We start from the raw sequence: 20,389 nt of genomic DNA on the forward strand, positions 1-20,389 counted from the left end.
ATGTGATGCAGTTATCTCCTTGTCAACGTGCGTTGTGACAAGAAAATATCTTCTGGTGAATAGCGTTCAGACGCAAAATCTTGCCGATAGCAGATTTTATTCGCCTTTCTTGATGTCCGAGTATGCCGCAAGCGCACGTTGCCGTGCCTCGTTATGATCGACGAGCGGTTTGGGATAGCTCTTACCCAACTCGATGCCTGCTTTTTGCAAAACCTCTTTCGGAGCATTGAAGGGCTTGTGGATGAACTTTTTATCCAGTTTCGAAAGTTCTGGCACGAAGGTTTTGACATATTCGCCCTCGGGATCGAATTTTTCGCCCTGCAGGATGGGATTGAAGATGCGGAAGAAGGGTGAGGCGTCGGCACCTGAGCCCGCCACCCATTGCCAGTTGGCGGGGTTGGAAGCCGGATCAGCGTCCACGAGTGTGTCGCGGAACCACTTTTCTCCCTGTCTCCAGTCGATCAGCAGGTGCTTGATGAGGAAGGATGCAGTGATCATCCTGACCCGATTGTGCATCACGCCGTGCTGCCAGAGTTGTCGCATGCCGGCATCGACAATGGGATAGCCCGTCATTCCCTTCGTCCAAGCCTTGAATTTGGCGCTGTCTGTTTTCCATTCGAAGGCATCGAAACTGTCGTTCCAGTTTTTCTTGTCCAGTTCTGGGAAATGGAAAAGCAGATGGTAGCAAAACTCGCGCCAGACGATCTCCTTGCGAAAACGACTGAGATCATGAGAGGCGATGTGAGAAGAAAGGCCACGTGTCGCGTGCCAGACCTGTGCCGGAGAAATTTCTCCCATGGCCAAATGTGGCGACAACATGGACGTTGCGGGCTTTGCCGGGAAGTCCCTGCCTTCTTCATATCCCTTCAAAGAGTCGTCTATGAACGTTTCGAGATTGTCTGCAGCGCCAGCTTCGCCGGGTGTCCAGACCTCTTTGAATTGCTTTGCCCAGTCCGGTTTGGTCGGTAAAAGGTGCCAGTTTTTCAGCGTGTCCGATTGAGGCCAATGCGACGGCGAAACCAGTTTCTTGGGAGCCGCTATCGGCTCATTCGGTTCATCTCCGCCCTCAAAGGCGCGCCAGAACGGCGTGTAAACCCGGTAGGGACCACCGCTCTTCGTCTTCAATTTGGACGGCTCATGGAGCAGGTGACCGGCGAAGCTTTCCACCTGAAAGCCATCCTCGCGCAATGTTTTTTTGAGCTTGCTGTCAAAATCCATGCCGTGAGCATCGTATCGGCGGTTCCAGAACACTGCGGTCGCACCGGTGTCCTTCAGAAGTGATTTCAGAAGCGTTTCGGAGGCTCCCTGCCTCAAAATCAGCTTGCTTCCAATTGCCTCAAGAGCCTTGGAAAGTGCGGTGAGAGAATGGAGTAACCACCACTCCTGGGCGCCTCCGAGCGCGCCGTCCAGGTGAGGATCTTCATCGCGGATATACACCGGAATAACCGGCCCACCATGGTCCATAGCGGCTGCGAGAGCACGGTTGTCGGCAAGTCGTAAGTCTTTGCGAAACCACAAAATTACAGGATCTTTGTTTTCAGTCATAGGCCACCCGGTTCACTTCGGATTGAATGATTGTTGAAGAGCTTTGTTCCCGCGATCGGCGTATGATAGAGCCTCGCAACACCATGGTTTTCAATTGGTGAATTATCGTCTCTTGAAGCCGTTTACCGTGGAACCATATGTCGGGTCCAACGTTAGAGGCGGGTTAATTGAGCATGGAAGTCCAATCAATGATGCTGAACGACGTCAAATGGGAAAGCCCGGTGGTGATTTCCCTGGAAAATGGCGCACCCCGAACCTTCACCGGCGCATACGAAGCTTTCGACTTTCTGCAGCACGAGTGGCCAAGCCGTCATGGCAAGGTTTATGAGCAGGCCCTCAGACTGTGTAGAGCGTCACTTATGGGAAGCGTCGGCGGTGAAATTGCCCGCATCGCCTTTATCGAAGCAAGCCGCGACGCGCATTGCCTTGTCGAAGGCCAGAAACTGGCCTCCTAAGTTTTTCTAGTGTCACTCAAAAAGCCACCCAGCGAAAGCAGGGTGGCTTTTTTAATTCGTGAGCAAGATTTTCGATGAAAACCAAAATCATGTCGTTGCAATGAGAATAATCATGGCAAGATAGGAAATTTCCTTCCAATTTTCGCCTATTTTTCGTCAAATTCTCGCTAAATTGCAGGAATAGATCGAGGCTCGTCAGCGATAACAATGGCGGGTTCGACCGCTCGTCGCTGCTATACTTTGAATATGCACACGGGACTTCTGACGGGGCAGGAGTGGAGTTCCGCGCGCTTCTAAAGGGCGAGAATTTGAAAGTAACTGCGTTCGTTCTGGCCGCTGCACTTTGCGCGGCTTTCACTGCACCCGTATCCGCTGGCATGCTCAACCAAGCCGAAAGATATTCCGGGCTTCATGAAGGTAAAAACAACAAGACGCTCAAGGCAATCCTTGGCGTCAACCCGCGCAAGACTCCCTGGTGCGGCCATTTCCTGAGCGTCGTGGCAGAGAAGTCAGGTCGGCAGCCGCCGAAGTCATCGGGCTTCGCGAAATCCTGGACATCGTTTGGTTATGCCGTTCCAACGAGTAATGCAAAGCCTGGCGACGTTGTCGTCGTGCGTAGCGGAAAACGCTATCATGCAGGAATTTTGAAGAGCCTCAGCAAGAATACCGCCCAGATACTGGGCGGCAATCAGTCCGGTCGTGTTCAGGTTTCGAACTTCAGCAGGAAGTCGATCGTCTCCGTCCGTCGCTGACTTTATCCGCTAATTAAGGCTGCTCCCGCGTGCCAGGGGCAGCGTCGCGCTGGTCGTCGTCTTCCAAATCCGTTGCGACGATAAAAGCGTCTTCGTGCTGACGTGCGGCCTGACGCCGCGCTCGAAGATTCATCTCCTCGTCTGGATCGACCTCATCAGGCACGCCCTTCAATTCCCGCTCCGTATGGAAATTGGCGACATCCTTTTCGTCAATATCCAGCGGTTTCGTGTGTTTGTCATCCATGTTTCGGCTCCTTCGTTAATGGTCATAACGGTGCCAGATGCTGTGAAGTTCCTTGTGGGGTTTGTTGTCCCGCGCAGGAACTAATTATTGCGTGCCTTGTTTCTTCACCGAGGACAGCAATGGAGAAGCAAAATGTCTACAGATCGCGAAGCCGAAATCCGCAGAAAAGCTTACGAGAAATGGGAGAGCGAAGGGCGCCGCGAGGGCGAGCATGAGCGCCATTGGGCAGAAGCCGAACATGAGCTGAACACCGCCATCGAGGACGGCTCGGCAACTCCTGGCGACGCCAAATCGCCAGCCGCCAAATCGGTAAGGCAGGAGCGTGCAGATGCGTCTGTCGGCGGCAATGACAACGAGTTGCAGGAAGGGCTGGAAGACAGCTTTCCAGCCAGCGATCCCGTATCGGCGACGTCTACGACCGTTTCCGGTGGGGCAGCCAAGAAAAAGAACTCGGGCGAGTAACGCTAACCGTTTCTTCGACCACTGACGTAACCAAAGCAGCATAAGGCCGACGCACAACAGTGCCGTCGGCCAAAAATCCGTCATCTGATCCCAAGACCAGTTCGAGACGTAGTAACCATCAATGTGAGGCAGCGGCATCTGCACTGATGTCTCGTAGTCCCGTTTTTCACGTCCTTGAAAGTGCCCCGCAGAGAAGGCAAGTCCTGCAAGCCCGCAATCTCTTCACGTCATAACAACGCGCATGAGAACCGCGAAGACGATCGCCATGACCACAGCTTCCAGCATATTGCCGGCCCAATCCCAGTCCGTTGAATATAAACCCAGTCGATATCCATGATATCATTCTGTCATCGGGAAGGTGAGATTATCTGCAGCGTGTGATGAGGTCCTGTGACCTTCATCATGACCATTTCCACACTTCTGGAAGAAATGGCTCCCCGGGCCGGATTCGAACCGGCGACCTGTCGATTAACAGTCGAATGCTCTACCGCTGAGCTACCAGGGAACGTGCGCTGCTTGGCGCGGTGTGAGCGGGGTAATACAAATGCTTTTCCGATTTGCCAAGCGGTTTTTTCAAAAAAAATGAATTCCTCTTGTTTTATCCACCGAAGCTCCCACTTTTCCGGGGATGTTGGCATCAAAAAAGATTTCACTGACAGTTCAGCAGAGGGGCATATCGACATGACTTTCGGTCTTCACCCTCAAACGGGACGACTCCATCTGGGAAAATGGAGCATGCCGATGCCGCGTTCGCGAGTCGGGCGCATCATTATCGGCGTTTTGCTCGTCGTTGGCGGTATCCTCGGCTTCCTTCCCATACTTGGTTTCTGGATGGTGCCGCTCGGTCTTCTCGTGCTCTCGCAGGATTTGCCCTATGTGCGGCGCCAGCGGCGACGGCTTGCCGTCTGGTGGGTCAGGAAGCGGCGCGCCCGTGAAGCGCGCCGAGGCGGCACTATGCGCCCGTGAGCGAGTTGCTGATGCCTTGTCCTGCCCAGAAAGCTCCATAGCCGAGGGCAGCGAAGTAAATCGTCGTCAGAATCAGGAAAAGGTAACCACCCAGCACCGTCGCGCCATCACGCTGGATCATGCCCGCTGAAAATAGCAGGATCGCGATACCCGGCAGCGTGTTGGAAAACGGCACGAAGCCCAGAGGCATCATCAGCAATATCCCTGCCGCCATGATCGCAAGTCCATTGACGCGTGCCATGACGTTGCCTGAGGTCAAGCCGGGAAGACGGGGGCGCATGAATCGATCCAGCTTGGACACGATGGTCACGCCTTTTTGCAGGGCAGGGGCCAGCCGCGCCGTTTCCATCTGCTTGTCGAGAATGCGTTTCGGTAGCCATGGAAGCCGGTTGAGCGTGATCGCGAGGCTGATCATAACGATGGCCGCGCCAAACACAGTACTGACGCCGGGAATCGACACAGGAATCAGGAAGGGAAGGCATGCGATGGCGCACATGAGCAGCAGGCCCTGTTCCCCAATCGCCTCCATCAACTCACGCAGCGTGATGGTTTTTCCACGCAAATTGCCGATGAGCCTTTCGAGCACTGTGCTCAGGCTTTCCGATGTGTCCTTGAAACTGATGTTGTCCGTCATGCTTTTTCCCGAAACGATTTCGTTGCGGGTTTAGATAACATTCCAGACATGGCATCGCTATGGCGAACACAACCTTCTGGCGGTAGTTGCTTTGCACGAATTCGTCAGAAGCGATGATGTCGCAGTGTCAGTGAGAAACCCACGAACTGTAGGCGCCAGCCAGCAGCACCAATACTAGAATTCCTATAATGAACGGGTTCAGCGAAGTAACGAAGCCGACATAATCCATGACTATTTCCTCCTCCATTCGTCCCGTCGTTACTATACATCGACTCTCCGAAATTTACCAGTATAAATGGATTTTGTATTTGCACTGCAACATAAGGTTTGCAGAGCCTATGCTCTGGGGGGTATTTGAATAAGGCTTATCCCGTTCGCACAGGTGCATACCACATGCAGTGCTAGCGTGGAGGCGACTCACTTTCGATCACGAGTAAGAATTTCAGAGATCGGATGAAAAAGCGTCAGGCTTTACCGTAGGTCCACAAAAGGATCAGACAAATTGACCCGCCATCCAATTTGTCTTACATTGTCTTTCATCTCACCAGAGGGAGAAGCCACATGACCAAGTCGCAAGGATCGGAATCCGTGACTCTCCGCATCCCCTCGGACGTCGTTGCAAATATTGAGGCCGTCGCTGACGCCACCGACCGTTCACGAAGCTACATCATCGTTCGCGCCTTGAAGACGTATCTCCTCAACGAAGGAGCGGACATCCTGGCTGCAGCTCGTGGACGAGATCAGATAGCGGCTGGCGAGTATGAGGACATCGACGACATTATCGCTGATGTGGACAAAATCGTTGCCGGACATGCCGCATGACGCGAGTGAGAGTTTCGAAGGAAGCCGCCAACTTCATTAGGAGCGAAGCGGCTTACCTTCGTCGTCGGAACCCGCATGCCGCTCAGAGTTTCTCGGATACCATCCGACGCGCGAAGGACGTTTTGAGGACCTTTGCAGATGCGGGGAACGTGACCCATGGACTCCAGATCGATGGCGGACTGACACTTGTCGTCGATGCATACCTATTCGACTACATGCGAGACGATGATGATGTGAACATCATCGCAGTACGCCATGGTCGAATGCTTCAGCTAACGCCAAACGTCGAGGAAGAGCTCGACGACGGCTTGGACATGGAGGAGCCTTATGACGACTCTTCCAGCACCTTCAGGTCGTGAACCCCGCAGGTTCTGCTTTGACCTGTCTTCCGCGTCTCGCGCACGTGATGGGCGAACCAATCGGAACATGTCGCAGGAAGCCTTTTGTGCATTCTGCCTGAACAGGGCTTGGCGGATGAATGTATCGGCGCGTGTTGCGCTCCTCGCCAGGCCGCCTTGGTGGTAGCGCCGGGCGCAACGGCTTTCGGCGGAAATACTTATGCCGTTCTTCCTCGCTTCGAATGTCGTCGAGGGCGTCGAAGATGTCCATGCCGTTTTCGAAGGCGTATTTTTTGGCACGTTTGAGCCGCTCGGGATCAACCATCCCCAGCACCTGGTCTCGGTGCTGATGTTTCCATTTGAGGGTGTCGCCGACGATGCCGCGCCAGGTTACGGGGCCGATCTTCTGGCCAAGGCCGAGAAGAGTGTCGATGGATGTCTGGAAGCTGCGACGACGGTTCCATCGGAAGACGAACTCATTGCAGTAGATGTCGACGTGCTTCTCTCTAAGGCCGTGGTATGTCCCCATCGCCCAGCGCTTGAAGTTGGAAAAGATGCGATGAACCCACTTCAGCAAGATATGCGCTGGTAACGCATTCGTGGCACTGAGATTATGTGCTTTGTGTTTGCGCTCCGGCGGCCGTTCGTAGGCGCTATAACCGTCGGTGATGATCTGTGTGCCTGGCGCGGTGTTCTGGGCGATGAACCGTTGTAGCGTCTCGCGATCCGCGACTTGAACACGTTCCAACCGCATGCGCCCGGCATAGAACTTGTCGACGATCTCGACCGCTCCGACAAGCACCATCTTCCCTATGGGGCTGCGGCCTTGTCCTCCTGTGAGGGGGTCCGTTTTCTTCCGATACGGCACGTTTGTCTCGTCCATTTCCACGACGCCACTTAAACGACGACGATCCGGATCGACCATGGCGCGACGGAGCTTATGGAGAAGAAGCCACGCGGACTTGTAGCTGGCGATACCAAGCTTGGCCTGGAGTTGAAGGGCTGACATCCCGTTCGAGTGTGTCGCAACGAGGTATGCGGCCAGAAACCATTTGCGCAACGGCAGATGCGTTCCGTGCATGACCGTCCCCGAAATCAGCGAGGTTTGATGGTGGCAGCCAGTCCTCGTCCGTTCGCCGTTGTCGTCAACCCGAACACCTTGGCACTCCCAGACCCAAGGCCGTGCCTCAAGCCGCCAAGCACGGTTGCCTCCGCACTTCGGGCATTTGAAGCCATGACGCCATCGTTTCTTGGCCAGGTAGTCCGCACACGCGTAGTCGTCGGAGAAGTCCGAGGTGAACTTCTCCAGCGATGGAGGCCGATCCTCGGCCCAACGAGTTGGAAACAGGCTTTCGCTCATCCTCCCCGTATAGCCGAGCAGGGGAGACACGTCATTCGTGAGCGCTAGATGTGGTTAACACCTGTGCGAACGGGATAAGCCTTATTTGAATTGCTGCGCTGCGAAGGCGCGGCGCAGATCCGCCTCATTATTGCCTTGCAAGATTTGTCATAAGCGGCCAGCACGGTTGGGTCGGTGAATAAAGGTGCGTTATGCTCAAGAGATTATATGCGTGGACAATGGCGCTCGCCGCCAGAAAAACTGCGGTCTGGTGGCTCGGCATCGTGGCCTTTGTAGAAAGCTCGGTTTTTCTCGTGCCTGCCGACGTTCTGTTTATTCCCATGGTGCTCGCCCGACCGCGTCGCGCCATGTTCTATGCATCGGTCGCCACGGTTGCCTCAGTGCTTGGCGGCATCGCCGGCTGGTATCTGGGACATTACGCCTTCGAGAGCATAGCCCGCCCGGTCCTGGAATTTTATGGCAAGCTGGAAAGCTTCGAGCATCTGAAGGCATCGGTCGACTATGAGACCATTTTGCTGCTTCTCGTCACATCCGGTCTTGCGCATCTTCCGCCGATCAAGGTGGTGACGATTCTGTCCGGTGCCGCCAATATCAGTCTCAGCCTGTTCATTCTCGCTGCAGTCGTCACCCGCGCCGCGCGTTTTTTCATTCTTGCTGGCCTGCTTCAGCGATACGGCGAACCGATCCGGGACTTCATCGAAAAACGCCTCGGCGTTATAACAGCGGTCGCGGCAGGGGCGCTGATCGCGGTCTATGCGACGTATGTCCTGGTGCGGTGACATTCCTTTAGACGCCGATCCACACGTGACACAGTCTGCCGCCATCTGACGGCAGCATTCAGCTTAGTGTCAGTATTCGCAGCCATTTTCCTGTCAGACAAACAGGAAAATGATGATGCGCAGTCTTTTGTTTCGTGGCGTTCTGCCGGTCGCCCTCGTGCCGGTCGTGTTTTTGATCTACTTCGGTTTCATTTTGCTGTCGGGCAACTTCCATGAGGTGATCGCCGGGCAGCTCTATCGCTCCAGCCAACTTTCCGACACGCAACTGGCAAAATACGTGAAAGCAAATGGCATAAAAACCATCATCAATCTGCGCGGAGAAAACGAAGGCTCTGCCTGGTACCAGCAAGAGACGGCTGTAGCCGAAAAGCTGGGTGTCCAGCACGTGGATTTCGGCATGTCCAGCCGCAAGCAACTCGCTCTTGACCGCGTTGCGCAACTTGTCGAGATCATGCGAACCGCCCCGAAACCCATACTTATCCACTGCAAGTCGGGCGCTGACCGCACAGGTCTTGCTTCGGCCATCTACGTCAACCGCGTTGCGGGGCTGGATGAGGATACCGCGGAACGTCAGCTATCCATCCGTTTTGGTCACCTCGGCATTCCCTATCTGTCTTCGGGATATGCCATGGACGAAAGCTGGGAAAAGATCGAGGATGAGAGACCGGTTACCAGTTTCGACACTCTTCTGTCTCAAGTCATTTAGCGATGTGGAGGCGGTCATCGCAGCGCCGCCTCCGGCCGCTTATCCGAATCTTGATTATCGATTTATATAGACGCCATCGCCGTAGACGACCGCGCGAGGGTAGCTCCTGCCATAATCCCGACGATTATAACCTCTGTCCCAACGGTCGCGTCTGTCGTAGCGATCGCTTCGCCAGTTGCGGCGATCATAGTCGCGGTAATAACGGTCGCGATCATACGAGCGATAGTAGACGCCAGAAGAATAATAGCCGCCTGAGCGGTAACCGCGATCGTCCACGCAGCCGCTAAGGATGCCGACCGACAAAAGACAAATTGCTGCGCTTAAGATTTTCATGACCGATCTCCCGTTTGATGGACCTCAACGTGCGCTGATGTCCTGAGTTCCATCGCTGCAAGATGCTGTGCTGCGCTTTAACCAGAGCTGAACAGGTCAGGCAGGTTACATTCATTCCGACGCATCGGATTATCTGTGAAGGTGGAGGTGGGATGGGCGTAATTCAGGGCAAGCTTCTGTTGCGCCAATAACGATATCTCTCGTCATTGCCTGAAAGATTCGACATGAAGATTTTCACGGAGATCGCTTAAGGGCGGGGATACCTCAAGCATTTGGAAGAATGGTCGGAGCGGCGGGATTCGAACCCACGACCCCTTGACCCCCAGTCAAGTGCGCTACCGGGCTGCGCTACGCTCCGACACAGGACAGGCGTTTATATAGATGGCCGTTCATGCGCAAGTAGAAAATCGCGGCTGCCCGAAAAACAGTGTGGGAAGCTGACCATTGGGTGCGAAAATGAGCGTGGTGTAGGCAGGAAGACTGAAGCGTGCCGCATAAGAGGCGAAATGAATAAAATTTACGCAAAATTACTGCCACGATCTTGCCATAATGCGGCACTCGTGTTTCTCTGTCTTTGCCCTGACTGGAGGGGTAAACGGTAGAGACCCGCCATATGCTGGGTGGGACAGCGGCGGGTCTCCCATTTCTTCTTACATGTCGACGTGCTTTGGCCATGTGAGGTAATAGAAATTGCTGCCCACTGCGCCGAAATAAGCGCACTCGCCAGAAACCATATCAATGTAATTCCCGTCGGTATCTTTCACATAGCCTGCGCCGTCTTCACGCTTGACGCGCTGCTTCAGAAACTGGCTCCATCCGATGGCGGCAATCTCCTGGCGCGTGACTGTTTGCGGGCGGATTCCCGAAGCATCCCATGCGCTGACAGCAGCGCCTTCAACCGGGTCGTGAATGGTAAGTGTTCCGGATGACAGGGCTTGAGACATGGCATGCCCTTGTGCAGCACTTGCTGGGTCTCCCGACAGTTCGGCAAGCCAGGTTTTCAGCTCTCTCATGAATGCGGGACCGGTCATGTCGCCGTGGTCTTCATCTTGTCCCATCGTCTCAGGCACAAGCGTCAGTGTCGGAGCAACGTGGGGTTCAGCCGCATCTTGCTGTGGGATGGTGGCCGTAGGCGCCGCGTCATCGGTAACGGCGTCTGCTTGCGGTGTCTGCTGCTTTTCTATGGCTTTAAGTGCAAGTTCGGTAGACTGAAGCTGAACATACGATACGAGTCCCAACGCCATCGCTGAGGATTTCCTGATTTTCAGCCCGTTGCATTCATCTGCGCCGTGGCCATCACTTCGAAGAAGTGAGCATTCTCTAGGTCTTTTCTCATGAAAAGACCGGTTTCCGTCCGTTAAAAAACTGACACAAACCGGTCTAGATTCTTCAACCTGCGCGAAGCTGGAGAAACTCAATTCTCCTGAACAGAGACGCCGTTCGGGCCGATGTTCATTTCGATGCCTTTGGGCTTCGTCTCTTCGTGCCAGACATAGATGCCGAGCCCTGCAACGGCGATGATCAAGGCGCCGATGATGAGGTAGAGATTATTCGTCCGCGTCATATATTTCCCCTAAGCAAGAAACTGCCGCAGCCAAACGCATGAAATCGCAAGAGGTTCCGCTTTTCCTCAGTAGGCGTTTTCAGATTTCAGCAGGCGGATCGGCGTCAGGACGAGAATCTTCAGGTCCAGCCAGAGCGACCAGTTCTCTATATAGTAGAGGTCGTGCGCGGTACGGTTCTTGATCTTGTCACCGTGGTCGATCTCTCCACGCCAGCCGTTGATCTGCGCCCATCCGGTAACACCGGGTTTGACCTTATGACGTGCAAAATAATGCTCGACCACTTCAGTATATTTGAGGTCACCGGTCTGGGCGTGCACCGCGTGAGGACGAGGACCGACAAGCGAAAGATCACCGGCCAGAACATTGAAGAGTTGTGGAAGTTCATCGATGGACGATTTGCGCAAGAACCTGCCGACAGGTGTAACGCGAGGATCGTTTTTAGTCACAGCCTTCTTTGCCGTCGGGTCGCTCATCTCCGTATACATGGAGCGGAACTTCCACACGTTGATCGTCTCGTTGTTGAATCCGTGGCGTTTCTGCTTGAAGAGGACTGGACCTTTCGACGTCGATTTTACCGCTATGGCCGCTCCCAGCATGACGGGCCACAGGAGGGCGATGGAGACAAGACTGAAAATCACGTCGAAAACACGTTTCGCCACCGAGTCCCAGTCGCGCAGCGGCTTGTCCATGACGTCGAGCATCGGCACGCTGCCGATGTGAGAGTAGGAGCGGGGGCGAAAGCGCAGCTTGTTGGCGTGGGCTGCAATGCGGATATCGACGGGGAGTACCCAAAGCTGGCGAATCAACTCCAGAATGCGCGCCTCCGCACTCATGGGAATGGAGATGATCAGCATGTCGAGCTTTGTCAGCCGGGCGAACTCGACAAGCTCTGCAAAAGTACCAAGTTTCGGATAACCGGCAACGACATCAGGCGATCGTGCGCTTTTGCGGTCATCGAAGATGCCGCAAATGCGAATGTCGTTATCGTGATGTTCCAGCGAACGGATGAGATCTTTCGCGGCCTGTCCGCCACCCACGATGACGGCACGGCGTTCCATCACGCCGTTGCGCCCCCAGTGGCGAATCATCAGGCCGACGACAATGCGTTCGATGAGCAGAAAAACAGCACTTGCGCCGTACCACAGCCCAAGCGTCTGCCAGGGATCGTTGTTTCTCGGCAACAAGGTCGTGGTGAGCAGGATCGTCAGCGCGAATGAGGCGAGAAGCGACGCCTGAATGCGCGGCATCGTTTCCATGGCGCGGCGTAGGGAAGGCAATTGATAACTGTCAGCCGTCTGCAGAAGGATGGAGCAGAAGATGCCGTTCCAGATGCAAATCGCTATCATTGCGACACGCGAGCCAAAAGCCTCCGGAGCATCCAGCGCGTTGACGAGGATGCCGATCACACTCAGGATCACGAACTCGAGCAGCCGCAGTTGACCGATAACGATGTTGGGTGAATGGCTCGTGGCACGAAGCTGGTTGGCGACTTGCAGCGCCAGCGGATTTAGCGTGACCGGATCGCGCTTTTTCGCTCCGCCATCGTCAACGTTGCGGGCGAGCTTTTTGCGCAAAGCATCCAGATCGATCGGGTTATTGTCGCCTCCAACCTTACTCATTCCGTCTTTCCGCAGTCTTGAATGCAGGGGAGGTTACGACAAACTCACTAATAAACGTTTAGAGCAAAGATTATCAGGTCGTTCATTTTCACCATTATGCGGTGTATATACGCGTTTGCTAAAACTCTCAATGGATGTTTTAAGCCAAAATGGCAGTTTTCGCCATTCGCAGAAAGGGGGGGGCGGGATACGCAATACCTGTTTACCCGCAACTGTGGGCGATTGAGACGCCGCTGTCTGGCGCAGCGTCTCGGCCGCAAACTTTGATCTTGAATCCTTTTGGAAAGACGTGCTGAAACACTTTGGCGCAAGGCCAGGCTTTAGAAGAAGCGTTCTCGAACGTATATGGTATCACCCGCGATCACCGGTCCTGAAATGATGATTCTGCCGGTCATGACATTTGCGTTGATCTTGCGGGTGATATCGACATCGCTTTGGTTGGCGCGAGAGGTAAAGCCACCTGCAACGGCGATGGCATTTTGCGCTGTCATGCCGGGAACGTAAGAATACTGGCCGGGCCTGCCCACTTCACCCATGACGAAGACGGGTCGATAACGGTCGATCTCGATTGTAACATCCGGATTCTTCAGGAAGCCTTGGCGCAGTTTTTGGGCGATGCCGGATTCGAGTTGCGCCACGGTCTTGCCACGGGCCGACACCTGACCGACCAGCGGAAAGGCGACATAGCCGGACTGATCGACCGTGTAGGTATTGGTCAGCCCGGTCTGGTCGAAGACGTTGACGCGCAGCCGATCGCCGCTGTCCAGCCTGTAAGGTGCCAGCGCAGCCTCGTTGAAGGCGCGAGGTGCCGGTTTGTACGCGGAGCAACCAGCAAGCGTGGCTGCAAGCGCAACGACCAGTACGGATATCAGGCGTGGGGCAGCGAACGTCATCCGCAATCATGCTCCAAAGACATTTCTTCATGCGGTTATCAGCCCTTATGGTTAACACCCGGTAAAGAAACGAATTTTGTCTTTTGCTTTCGTAAGTTTTCACGCTGCGGGTCCATGGTTTAACCCTTGCGTTACCGAAGCTTCCTAAGATCACCGACAAAACGAGGCCGATGCCTTTGGGCAGAACAGAGTGATAATGTGACCGACAAAGTCCCGCATGCAAATGAGTTCGACGATGAACGGCAAGAGCACCTCAACCTTTCGGTCAACGGTGTGGCCGATTTCCTGTCCATGCGGGGGGCCAAGCCGACCGTCGCTCTGCTGTCGCCCAGCGGAGATGATGGTTCGACGGCAACTGTGATGCTGGCGAGGTCCATTGCTGAACACGGGCGATCCGTTGTCCTTGTGGATATGACGAGCTCTGGCTGCCCAAGCCGTCTCATGTCGCAGGAACCGGGGCTTGCTGGTGTGGCCGATCTTCTTTTCGGCGAAACGGCATTTGGAGAAACGATCCATCACGATCGCCTTTCCAACGCGCACATCGTGCCGCAGGGAAATGCTCGCCCGCAACAGGCTGTCCGGGTCATCGAACGCCTGACGATGGTTCTGCATGCGCTTGCAGATACCTATGACACCGTGCTTCTGGAATTCGGCGCCACCGATATGGAGGGCGTTGCAACGCTGCTGAAATACGTCGACGCGGAAATCGTGGTGTCTCTGCCGGGAGCAGATCGCGACCTTTCCGCTGCAACGATCGGTGAACTGGATCGGTTGGGCTATTCGGACGTCGTTACCATGGGCAGCGCGGGTGCCGGAGACAGGACCGCCGCCTGACCGTCATTTCTGCTGTTTGGGGCCAGCCATCCATTTGATGATGAGCATGGCCGGAAGAATCCACAGCAGTCCAGATACGACGAAATAGCCCAGATGAATCCACCAGGGTTGCGTGGCAAGTGCCGCAGAGGCAAAACTGGTCGCGATCACCGCATAGGCGACCACCAGCAAAATGATGACGATGGTGCCGATAAATGATCTGAGGCGCTGAGGCATGCCGTCTTTCACTCCCTTGAACTGTCGCTCGCTTATACAGCCGCGACCCAATGCCGCAAAGCTTATTGGCATGCGACAGGGGTGAGAGGGCTTGTTTTGCGCGGTACGTTGTTGCAAACCATCGCAAAGACTTGTGGAGTGTCAAGAATGCAGGCGAACACGGTGGCCGCGGCTGAAATTTCTGTCGAGCAACGTCGCGAGGCCGCATTGAAAAAGCTGGAAAAAGACCGACGCCTCGTGCGTATCTGGCTGCGGGTCGTGCTGTTTGTGCTGTTCTGTCTTGTACTGGTCGGCGGTGCGACGCGCCTGACCGAATCAGGCCTTTCCATCACCGAGTGGAAGCCGATCCATGGCGCCATTCCGCCCTTGTCCGTTGCCGAATGGGAAGAGGAATTCCAGCTTTACAAGCGTATTCCGCAATATCAGGAAATCAACAAGGGCATGTCGCTGGAGGAGTTCAAGACCATCTTCTGGTGGGAATGGGCGCACCGGCTGCTGGCGCGGGCGATCGGCCTGATCTTCGCGCTGCCGCTGGCTTATTTCTGGCTCACCGGACGTATTGAAAAACGTCTGAGGCTACCGCTTGTCGGATTGCTGGCGCTGGGCGGCTTGCAGGGGTTCGTCGGCTGGTGGATGGTGTCGTCCGGCCTCGTCAACCGCACGGATGTTTCTCAGTACAGGCTGGCGACGCATCTGACGATTGCCTGTCTGATTTTTGCCGGTTGCATGTGGATATTGCGTGGCCTTTCGCTTCACTCCGCCCATGTCGCAAGCATCAAGGGCAGACGTTTTGCGGCATTGCTGGCCATTCTCTGTCTTGTCCAGATTTATCTCGGTGCACTGGTCGCCGGGCTCAATGCCGGCCTTTCCTACAACACCTGGCCGCTGATGGACGGTTCTCTCGTTCCGGGCGATCTCTTCCTCCAGCAGCCCTGGTGGATCAATCTGTTTGAAAACCCCAAGACGGTGCAATTCGTCCACCGGCTTGGCGCATATGTGCTGATTGCCCTGACACTGTGGAACATGATTGTCATGACCCGCAGCCAGCCCAACACGCCACATGCGCGCAGGTCCGTCCTCTTCTTCGTTTTGATCTGCATTCAGGCCGGTCTGGGCATCACGACGCTGTTGATGCATGTCGATATCCATGTCGCGCTGGCGCATCAGGGCATGGCACTGCTGGTACTGGCGTTTGCAATCGCCAACTGGCGCGGTTTCGTCGGAGAGTATCCGGTCTCCATAACGCCTGAGGTCAGGGGCTGATCAGCAGGGGTGCCGCCACATTGAAGAAGGCGAGGCGCTCTCTGGCATTGTCGTTCTCTTCGACAGTGCCTCCATCCTCCAGTGACCAGCAGATCGACAGGCCGGCATGGGCCAGAGCGTAGCGCAGAATTTTGTCTTCGCTACAACCGGTCGCGTCTGCAAAAAGACTGGCCAGCGCCAGAATACGGTCCGGTCTGATAATATCGTCAAAGGCGCCAAGCGGATTGCCGAACACATTGGCGACATCATAGGCAGGGTCGCCGATAAGCCCCTGTGGATCAATGGCCAGCCAGCCACGCGCGCTGCCGGCAATGATGTTGTCATGGTGCAGATCGCCGTGGAGCGGCCGGATATCTCTTTGGTTCGAAAGCAGTGCTTCGGCAATATCAGCGGCGCGGCGTAGCACGTCGGACAGGCTATCGTTGCCCCATGATCCTGCTCGTTTGAAAAGCGAGCCAAAGTGTTCACGCAAGGGTGTCAGCCCCTCGGGCTCAATCGGGCTTGGGGCGTGCATCTCTGCGATAGTCTTGACGATGATGGCGTTACTGGCCGCCTCTCCGTGAATTCGCCGATGGTCTCGCAGGTTCATCTCGCCGGCATCTTCGAGAAGGCAGACATTCTGCACCTGATCCAGCAGCCGGACAGCGCCGTGGCCGTTTCGCCATGCCAGAAATGCCATCCCCGGAAGCTCTCCCATACCTCTTGGTTTGAGAGATTTGACGATCGCCGTCGAACCATCACGTCGCATGACGCGATGGATGAGGCTGGTATGCGTATCTGCAACAAGAAAGGCGGAGGATATGCTCCACCGCCTTGAAAGTTCGTCTGGTATTCGATCCATGGAACTGGCGTTCGTCATCACGCCGAGAGCATCAGTTCCATATTCTGAACTGCAGCACCGGATGCGCCTTTGCCGAGATTGTCCAGCAGGGCCACCAGATTGATCTGTGCGCCATCGTCAGAGCCGAAGACGAACAGTTTCATCGTGTCCTTGCCCGCAAGCTCTTCCGCATCGATACGGGAAAGCCCTTTACTTTCGTCCAGCGGAACGACGGAGACGATATTCTGGCCTGCATAATGCGCCACGAGCGCCGCGTGGACGCTTTCGACCGTTGTGCCTTCCTTCAGTCCATCGCCAAACAATGGCACCTGAACGATCATGCCTTGCGGGAAGCGTCCGACGGAAGGCGAGAACAGGGGGGCGCGATCGAGCTGGCCATGGATTTTCATTTCCGGCACATGCTTGTGCTTCAGCGTCAACCCATAGAGAAAGTTGTTGGCGCTGATGGCGTCATCGCGGCTCTGATCTTCCATCTGGGCGATCATCTGCTTGCCGCCGCCCGTATAGCCGGAAACGGCATTGATGCTGACCGGATAGTCGGCGGGCAGGACTCCTGCATCGCGCAGCGGGCGGATAAGGCCGATGGCGCCGGTGGGGTAGCATCCAGGGTTGGCCACGAAACGTGCAGCACGCACCTTGTCCGCCTGCGCCTTGTCCATTTCGGCAAATCCGTAGGCCCAGTCCTTGTGAATGCGGTAGGCGGTCGAGGTGTCGATGATCCGGACCTTGTTGTTGCCTTCCACCATAGATACCGCTTCACGCGAAGCCTCGTCCGGCAGGCACAGGATCGAGATATCGGCATTGTTCAGCATGTCTTCGCGCATGGCAGCATTGCGCCGCTCTGCTTCCGGAATGGACAGCAGTTCGATATCGCGGCGGTCAGCAAGGCGCGTGCGGATCTGCAGCCCCGTGGTGCCGTGTTCGCCGTCGATGAAGATTTTCGCTGTCATATCCTTGTCCTGAACTTTCAATGGGTTGCGAGAGTGCGCGGAATCAGTTTGCTAAAGACTTGATTCGATCTGGCAGCTTTGTCTAAAGCCACTCGGCGCGTGCCAAGCATATACATTGCAACTGTCGCCCCGGCAATGGCGGTGATGTTCTTGAGACATCCAGACGAACGCCACTTTCTATCGATTCAAAGTTCTAAATGCGTTTTGGAAAACCAGGAAACTGGCCTTTACGACATAAAGTTGTTGCTGTAACCGGAAAACCTAAGGTTGCGAAATCCGATGGTAACAATGACGTATAGAGCTGAGATTGATGGATTACGTGCTGTCGCCGTTCTGTCAGTCATTTTTTCACACGCAAATTTCCAATTGTTCGGCGGTGGCTTTGTTGGTGTAGACGTGTTTTTCGTCATCAGCGGTTACCTCATCACCACCATTATTCTTGGCGAGTACGCCCGAGGCGAGTTCTCGCTGGCGCGCTTCTACGAACGCAGGGCCAAGCGGATTTTGCCAGCCTTGTTCTTCGTTTTGATTTGCTCCTCCATCGCTGCATGGTTTCTCCTTCTGCCAGGCGCTTTCGAAGATTTTTCCAAGAGTCTGATGACGGCAGCGCTGTCGGTCTCCAACTTCTACTTCCTGAAGAAGAACGATTATTTTGCACCCGATGCGGCAGAGGTGCCCTTGCTCCACACATGGAGTCTGGGCGTGGAGGAGCAGTTTTATATGCTGTTTCCCTTGCTCTTTCTTTTTCGATTGAGCTTTCGCACGATTTTTATCGCCGTCGCAGCGCTTGCGGTGACAAGCCTCGTCGCCAGCCAGATCGGTTCCGAGCGCTTTCCCTCCGCCAATTATTATCTGCTCCCAACCCGTGCCTGGGAAATTTTGGCGGGATCGCTCTGCGCATTCTATGGTTTCGGTCAGCAACGCCGCGCAAACGGAGCGCTCGCGATGCTTGGGCTTGTGCTGATTGTCGGGTCTATCCTCGCCTTCGATACGACCACCCGGGTTCCTTCAGTCATCGCATTGTTGCCTGTCGGCGGCGCAGCGCTCTTTCTCCTTCATGCGTCCCGGCACAATCTTGCGGGCAAGCTGCTGGCTTTGACGCCCCTGGTTTGGCTTGGTCGCATCAGTTTCAGTGCCTATCTGTGGCACCAGCCTGTCTTCGCGTTCTGGCGCATCAAAAACCTCGATCCGCCCACGCCAGCCATCATGTCTGGACTGATCGTTGTCGTCTTTATTCTTGCCGCCTTGAGTTGGCATTTTGTGGAGCAGCCCTTCCGGCATCTCCGTGTTTCTTTGCGCCGCGTTGTTACCAGTGTTACGGCCAGCGTCGTGATTATTGTTGGTTTCGGCGCATGGGGGGTGCAGGAGGGGTTGCCCTTCCGGCTGCCGCCTGAGGTCGCAAAGCTCGTTGAAACAACGAACTGGAGCAGCAAGTGCCTGTTCCAGGTATTTGATGGCATTCCTGCTCTTCCCGCGCAAAAGTGTATGTTCAACACGCAGGGTGCGCAGAGAACCTACGCCATGTGGGGCGATTCCATCTCTGCGGCTATCACTCCTGCGGTACGCGACGAATTGCAGGAGCAGGGGGTAGGGGTGGTGCAACTGACGCATGGTTTCTGTGCGCCGATTATTGGCGTGTGGAACGCTCGCCACGAGCGTGCTGCTAACTGTGATATCTTCAACAGGAGAGCGATGGAGTATCTTCTGGAAAGCGATGTCGATACTGTCGTTCTCTCAGCGTCCTGGGTCAATTTCTTCAATGCTGATTATATGTATGTCGATGGCGTTGAAAGGCAGGGTTCGGCTATCGCCGTCGTCGATATGGCACGCAATCTAAAATCAACGATCGATTCACTGGAAAAAGATGGCAAGCGGGTGCTGATCGTCTATCCCACACCACGCTTTAAAAAATCGGTCGCTGAAGTTATGGCGACGCATATCATCAAGGGTGATACTACCCCGGACTTTGCGTATCCCCATACGCTTTTCAAAGCCGAAACCAAGCGCGCCTATGACGTGCTGGACGCTGCCGCGACAGGGGGAGTGGTCAAGGTCCTTCCTGAGGCAATATTCTGCGGGCAAGTGGAATCCGAGCAATGTTATTTTGCCCGTGATGGCGTTGCCTACATTGCCGACAAGAGCCACTACACGCTGACGGGTGCGCACATGATCGTGGACCATATGATGAAGCAAATCGGCGCTACCCATGTAGCCGACAATATAGTGCCCCAGAGATAGGCATAAAGCGGCATCGTGTCGCCAGGTATTTTCAGTAACCAAAAACTGACAAATGAAAAAAGGCGGAGCCGAAGCTCCGCCTTTCGATTTTGTATTCCGTAGCGATTAGCGCTTGGAGAACTGGAAGGAACGACGGGCCTTGGCCTTACCGTACTTCTTACGTTCAACAACACGGCTGTCGCGGGTCAGGAAGCCACCCTTCTTCAACACGCCGCGAAGGCCTGGTTCGAAGTAGGTGAGGGCCTTGGAAAGACCGTGGCGAACGGCACCGGCCTGGCCGGAAAGACCGCCGCCTGCAACCGTTGCGATGATGTCGAACTGGCCCGAACGAGCAGCTGCGACGAGCGGCTGCTGAAGGATCATCTGCAGGACAGGACGGGCAAAATATGCCGAGAAGTCGCGACCGTTGATGATGATCTTGCCGGAACCGGCCTTGACCCATACGCGGGCTACGGCGTTCTTGCGCTTGCCGGTCGCGTAGGAGCGGCCGAGAGTGTCAACCTTGCGGACGTGCACGGGAGCAGACGCTTCCGATGCAGGGGCGAGGTCTTTCAGAGAGGAAAGATCGGCCATT

The 20,389-nt window shown here is 55.2% G+C and carries 23 protein-coding genes, 2 tRNA genes and 1 pseudogene; 11 read left to right on the plus strand and 15 right to left on the minus strand.

What is annotated here, in order from left to right; all coding sequences use genetic code 11:
* Positions 1-96 precede the first annotated feature (96 nt).
* Positions 97-1,545, minus strand: a complete 1,449-nt coding sequence (locus tag ASF29_RS14260; RefSeq protein ID WP_062451345.1) for a deoxyribodipyrimidine photo-lyase — start codon at positions 1,543-1,545, stop codon at positions 97-99.
* Positions 1,546-1,733: 188 nt separating this feature from the next.
* Here ASF29_RS14260 and ASF29_RS14265 point away from each other — a divergent pair, with 188 nt between their 5' ends.
* Together ASF29_RS14265 and ASF29_RS14270 are read left to right on the plus strand one after the other, a co-directional pair.
* The gene (locus ASF29_RS14265; protein ID WP_062451346.1) at positions 1,734-2,000 is read left to right on the plus strand and encodes a DUF982 domain-containing protein; all 267 of its coding nucleotides are present in this window, start codon (positions 1,734-1,736) and stop codon (positions 1,998-2,000) included.
* Positions 2,001-2,377: 377 nt separating this feature from the next.
* The gene (locus tag ASF29_RS14270; RefSeq protein WP_082453529.1) at positions 2,378-2,752 is read left to right on the plus strand and encodes a TIGR02594 family protein; all 375 of its coding nucleotides are present in this window, start codon (positions 2,378-2,380) and stop codon (positions 2,750-2,752) included.
* A gap of 13 nt (positions 2,753-2,765) precedes the next feature.
* On the opposite strand, the gene ASF29_RS14275 is transcribed toward ASF29_RS14270, so the two are convergent.
* Positions 2,766-2,996, minus strand: coding sequence for a hypothetical protein (locus ASF29_RS14275; protein ID WP_062451347.1), 231 nt, complete (start codon positions 2,994-2,996; stop codon positions 2,766-2,768).
* A gap of 132 nt (positions 2,997-3,128) precedes the next feature.
* Between ASF29_RS14275 and ASF29_RS14280 the strand changes: the two genes are divergently transcribed.
* The gene (locus ASF29_RS14280; RefSeq protein WP_062451348.1) at positions 3,129-3,458 is read left to right on the plus strand and encodes a DUF2934 domain-containing protein; all 330 of its coding nucleotides are present in this window, start codon (positions 3,129-3,131) and stop codon (positions 3,456-3,458) included.
* A gap of 430 nt (positions 3,459-3,888) precedes the next feature.
* Here ASF29_RS14280 and ASF29_RS14285 read toward each other — a convergent pair.
* Positions 3,889-3,963, minus strand: a tRNA-Asn gene (locus tag ASF29_RS14285).
* Positions 3,964-4,139: 176 nt separating this feature from the next.
* Here ASF29_RS14285 and ASF29_RS14290 point away from each other — a divergent pair.
* On the plus strand, positions 4,140-4,424 hold the full coding sequence (locus tag ASF29_RS14290; protein WP_062451672.1) for a hypothetical protein: 285 nt from the start codon (positions 4,140-4,142) through the stop codon (positions 4,422-4,424).
* Here the strand turns inward: ASF29_RS14290 and ASF29_RS14295 are convergent.
* The gene (locus ASF29_RS14295) at positions 4,411-5,058 is read right to left on the minus strand and encodes an exopolysaccharide biosynthesis protein (RefSeq protein ID WP_062451349.1); all 648 of its coding nucleotides are present in this window, start codon (positions 5,056-5,058) and stop codon (positions 4,411-4,413) included. The two genes, ASF29_RS14290 and ASF29_RS14295, sit on opposite strands and share 14 nt — an antisense overlap.
* 561 nt (positions 5,059-5,619) lie before the next feature.
* Here ASF29_RS14295 and ASF29_RS14300 point away from each other — a divergent pair.
* On the plus strand, positions 5,620-5,880 hold the full coding sequence (locus ASF29_RS14300) for a ribbon-helix-helix protein, CopG family (RefSeq protein ID WP_062451350.1): 261 nt from the start codon (positions 5,620-5,622) through the stop codon (positions 5,878-5,880).
* Positions 5,877-6,239 carry a type II toxin-antitoxin system RelE/ParE family toxin gene (locus ASF29_RS14305; RefSeq protein ID WP_062451351.1) on the plus strand — a complete coding sequence of 121 codons (363 nt, stop codon included), beginning with the start codon at positions 5,877-5,879 and terminating at the stop codon, positions 6,237-6,239. Before ASF29_RS14300 ends, ASF29_RS14305 begins: the two co-directional genes overlap by 4 nt.
* 352 nt (positions 6,240-6,591) lie before the next feature.
* Here the strand turns inward: ASF29_RS14305 and ASF29_RS14310 are convergent.
* A pseudogene (locus ASF29_RS14310) lies at positions 6,592-7,578 on the minus strand (IS1595 family transposase); the annotation flags it as partial.
* 191 nt (positions 7,579-7,769) lie between these two features.
* On the opposite strand from ASF29_RS14310, the gene ASF29_RS14315 reads away from it, so the two are divergent.
* Positions 7,770-8,357, plus strand: a complete 588-nt coding sequence (locus ASF29_RS14315; protein WP_062451352.1) for a YqaA family protein — start codon at positions 7,770-7,772, stop codon at positions 8,355-8,357.
* Between the two features lie 115 nt (positions 8,358-8,472).
* A complete protein-coding gene (locus tag ASF29_RS14320; RefSeq protein WP_156462678.1) occupies positions 8,473-9,063 on the plus strand; it encodes a dual specificity protein phosphatase family protein in 591 nt (196 codons plus the stop codon).
* A 54-nt stretch (positions 9,064-9,117) separates the two neighbouring features.
* On the opposite strand, the gene ASF29_RS14325 is transcribed toward ASF29_RS14320, so the two are convergent.
* The 6 genes from ASF29_RS14325 to ASF29_RS14345 form a co-directional block, all read right to left on the minus strand.
* Positions 9,118-9,396: a hypothetical protein gene (locus ASF29_RS14325; RefSeq protein WP_244473564.1), complete on the minus strand. Its 279-nt coding sequence runs from the start codon at positions 9,394-9,396 to the stop codon at positions 9,118-9,120.
* Between the two features lie 281 nt (positions 9,397-9,677).
* Positions 9,678-9,754: transfer RNA gene (locus ASF29_RS14330), tRNA-Pro, on the minus strand.
* 292 nt (positions 9,755-10,046) lie between these two features.
* Positions 10,047-10,814, minus strand: a complete 768-nt coding sequence (locus tag ASF29_RS14335) for a hypothetical protein (RefSeq protein ID WP_156462679.1) — start codon at positions 10,812-10,814, stop codon at positions 10,047-10,049.
* Positions 10,811-10,960, minus strand: a complete 150-nt coding sequence (locus ASF29_RS24695) for a hypothetical protein (protein ID WP_156462680.1) — start codon at positions 10,958-10,960, stop codon at positions 10,811-10,813. The genes ASF29_RS14335 and ASF29_RS24695 overlap by 4 nt, the downstream gene beginning before the upstream one ends.
* 66 nt (positions 10,961-11,026) lie before the next feature.
* On the minus strand, positions 11,027-12,580 hold the full coding sequence (locus tag ASF29_RS14340; protein WP_062451354.1) for an undecaprenyl-phosphate glucose phosphotransferase: 1,554 nt from the start codon (positions 12,578-12,580) through the stop codon (positions 11,027-11,029).
* Positions 12,581-12,900: 320 nt separating this feature from the next.
* Complete coding sequence (locus tag ASF29_RS14345) at positions 12,901-13,473, minus strand: polysaccharide biosynthesis/export family protein (protein ID WP_062451355.1); 573 nt, start codon at positions 13,471-13,473, stop codon at positions 12,901-12,903.
* Positions 13,474-13,671: 198 nt separating this feature from the next.
* Here ASF29_RS14345 and ASF29_RS14350 point away from each other — a divergent pair, with 198 nt between their 5' ends.
* A complete protein-coding gene (locus tag ASF29_RS14350) occupies positions 13,672-14,307 on the plus strand; it encodes a tyrosine-protein kinase family protein (RefSeq protein ID WP_062451356.1) in 636 nt (211 codons plus the stop codon).
* Between the two features lie 3 nt (positions 14,308-14,310).
* On the opposite strand, the gene ASF29_RS14355 is transcribed toward ASF29_RS14350, so the two are convergent.
* Positions 14,311-14,523, minus strand: a complete 213-nt coding sequence (locus tag ASF29_RS14355; protein WP_062451357.1) for a DUF2842 domain-containing protein — start codon at positions 14,521-14,523, stop codon at positions 14,311-14,313.
* 147 nt (positions 14,524-14,670) lie between these two features.
* Between ASF29_RS14355 and ASF29_RS14360 the strand changes: the two genes are divergently transcribed.
* A complete protein-coding gene (locus tag ASF29_RS14360; protein WP_062451358.1) occupies positions 14,671-15,786 on the plus strand; it encodes a COX15/CtaA family protein in 1,116 nt (371 codons plus the stop codon).
* Here the strand turns inward: ASF29_RS14360 and ASF29_RS14365 are convergent.
* A complete protein-coding gene (locus ASF29_RS14365; RefSeq protein WP_348271310.1) occupies positions 15,776-16,645 on the minus strand; it encodes an aminoglycoside phosphotransferase family protein in 870 nt (289 codons plus the stop codon). The genes ASF29_RS14360 and ASF29_RS14365 overlap by 11 nt on opposite strands.
* Positions 16,645-17,577: an N-acetyl-gamma-glutamyl-phosphate reductase gene (argC, locus tag ASF29_RS14370; RefSeq protein WP_062451359.1), complete on the minus strand. Its 933-nt coding sequence runs from the start codon at positions 17,575-17,577 to the stop codon at positions 16,645-16,647. Before argC ends, ASF29_RS14365 begins: the two co-directional genes overlap by 1 nt.
* A 267-nt stretch (positions 17,578-17,844) precedes the next feature.
* Between argC and ASF29_RS14375 the strand changes: the two genes are divergently transcribed.
* Entirely contained in the window at positions 17,845-19,815 is a 1,971-nt protein-coding gene (locus tag ASF29_RS14375) for an acyltransferase family protein (RefSeq protein ID WP_156462681.1), read from the plus strand.
* 105 nt (positions 19,816-19,920) lie between these two features.
* On the opposite strand, the gene rpsI is transcribed toward ASF29_RS14375, so the two are convergent.
* Positions 19,921-20,388 (minus strand): 30S ribosomal protein S9, encoded by a 468-nt coding sequence (gene rpsI / locus ASF29_RS14380; protein ID WP_062451361.1) that lies wholly within the window; start codon positions 20,386-20,388, stop codon positions 19,921-19,923.
* Position 20,389: the final 1 nt, after the last annotated feature.

It is taken from the genome of Rhizobium sp. Leaf262, from assembly GCF_001422245.1.
Lineage (GTDB): Bacteria > Pseudomonadota > Alphaproteobacteria > Rhizobiales > Rhizobiaceae > Agrobacterium.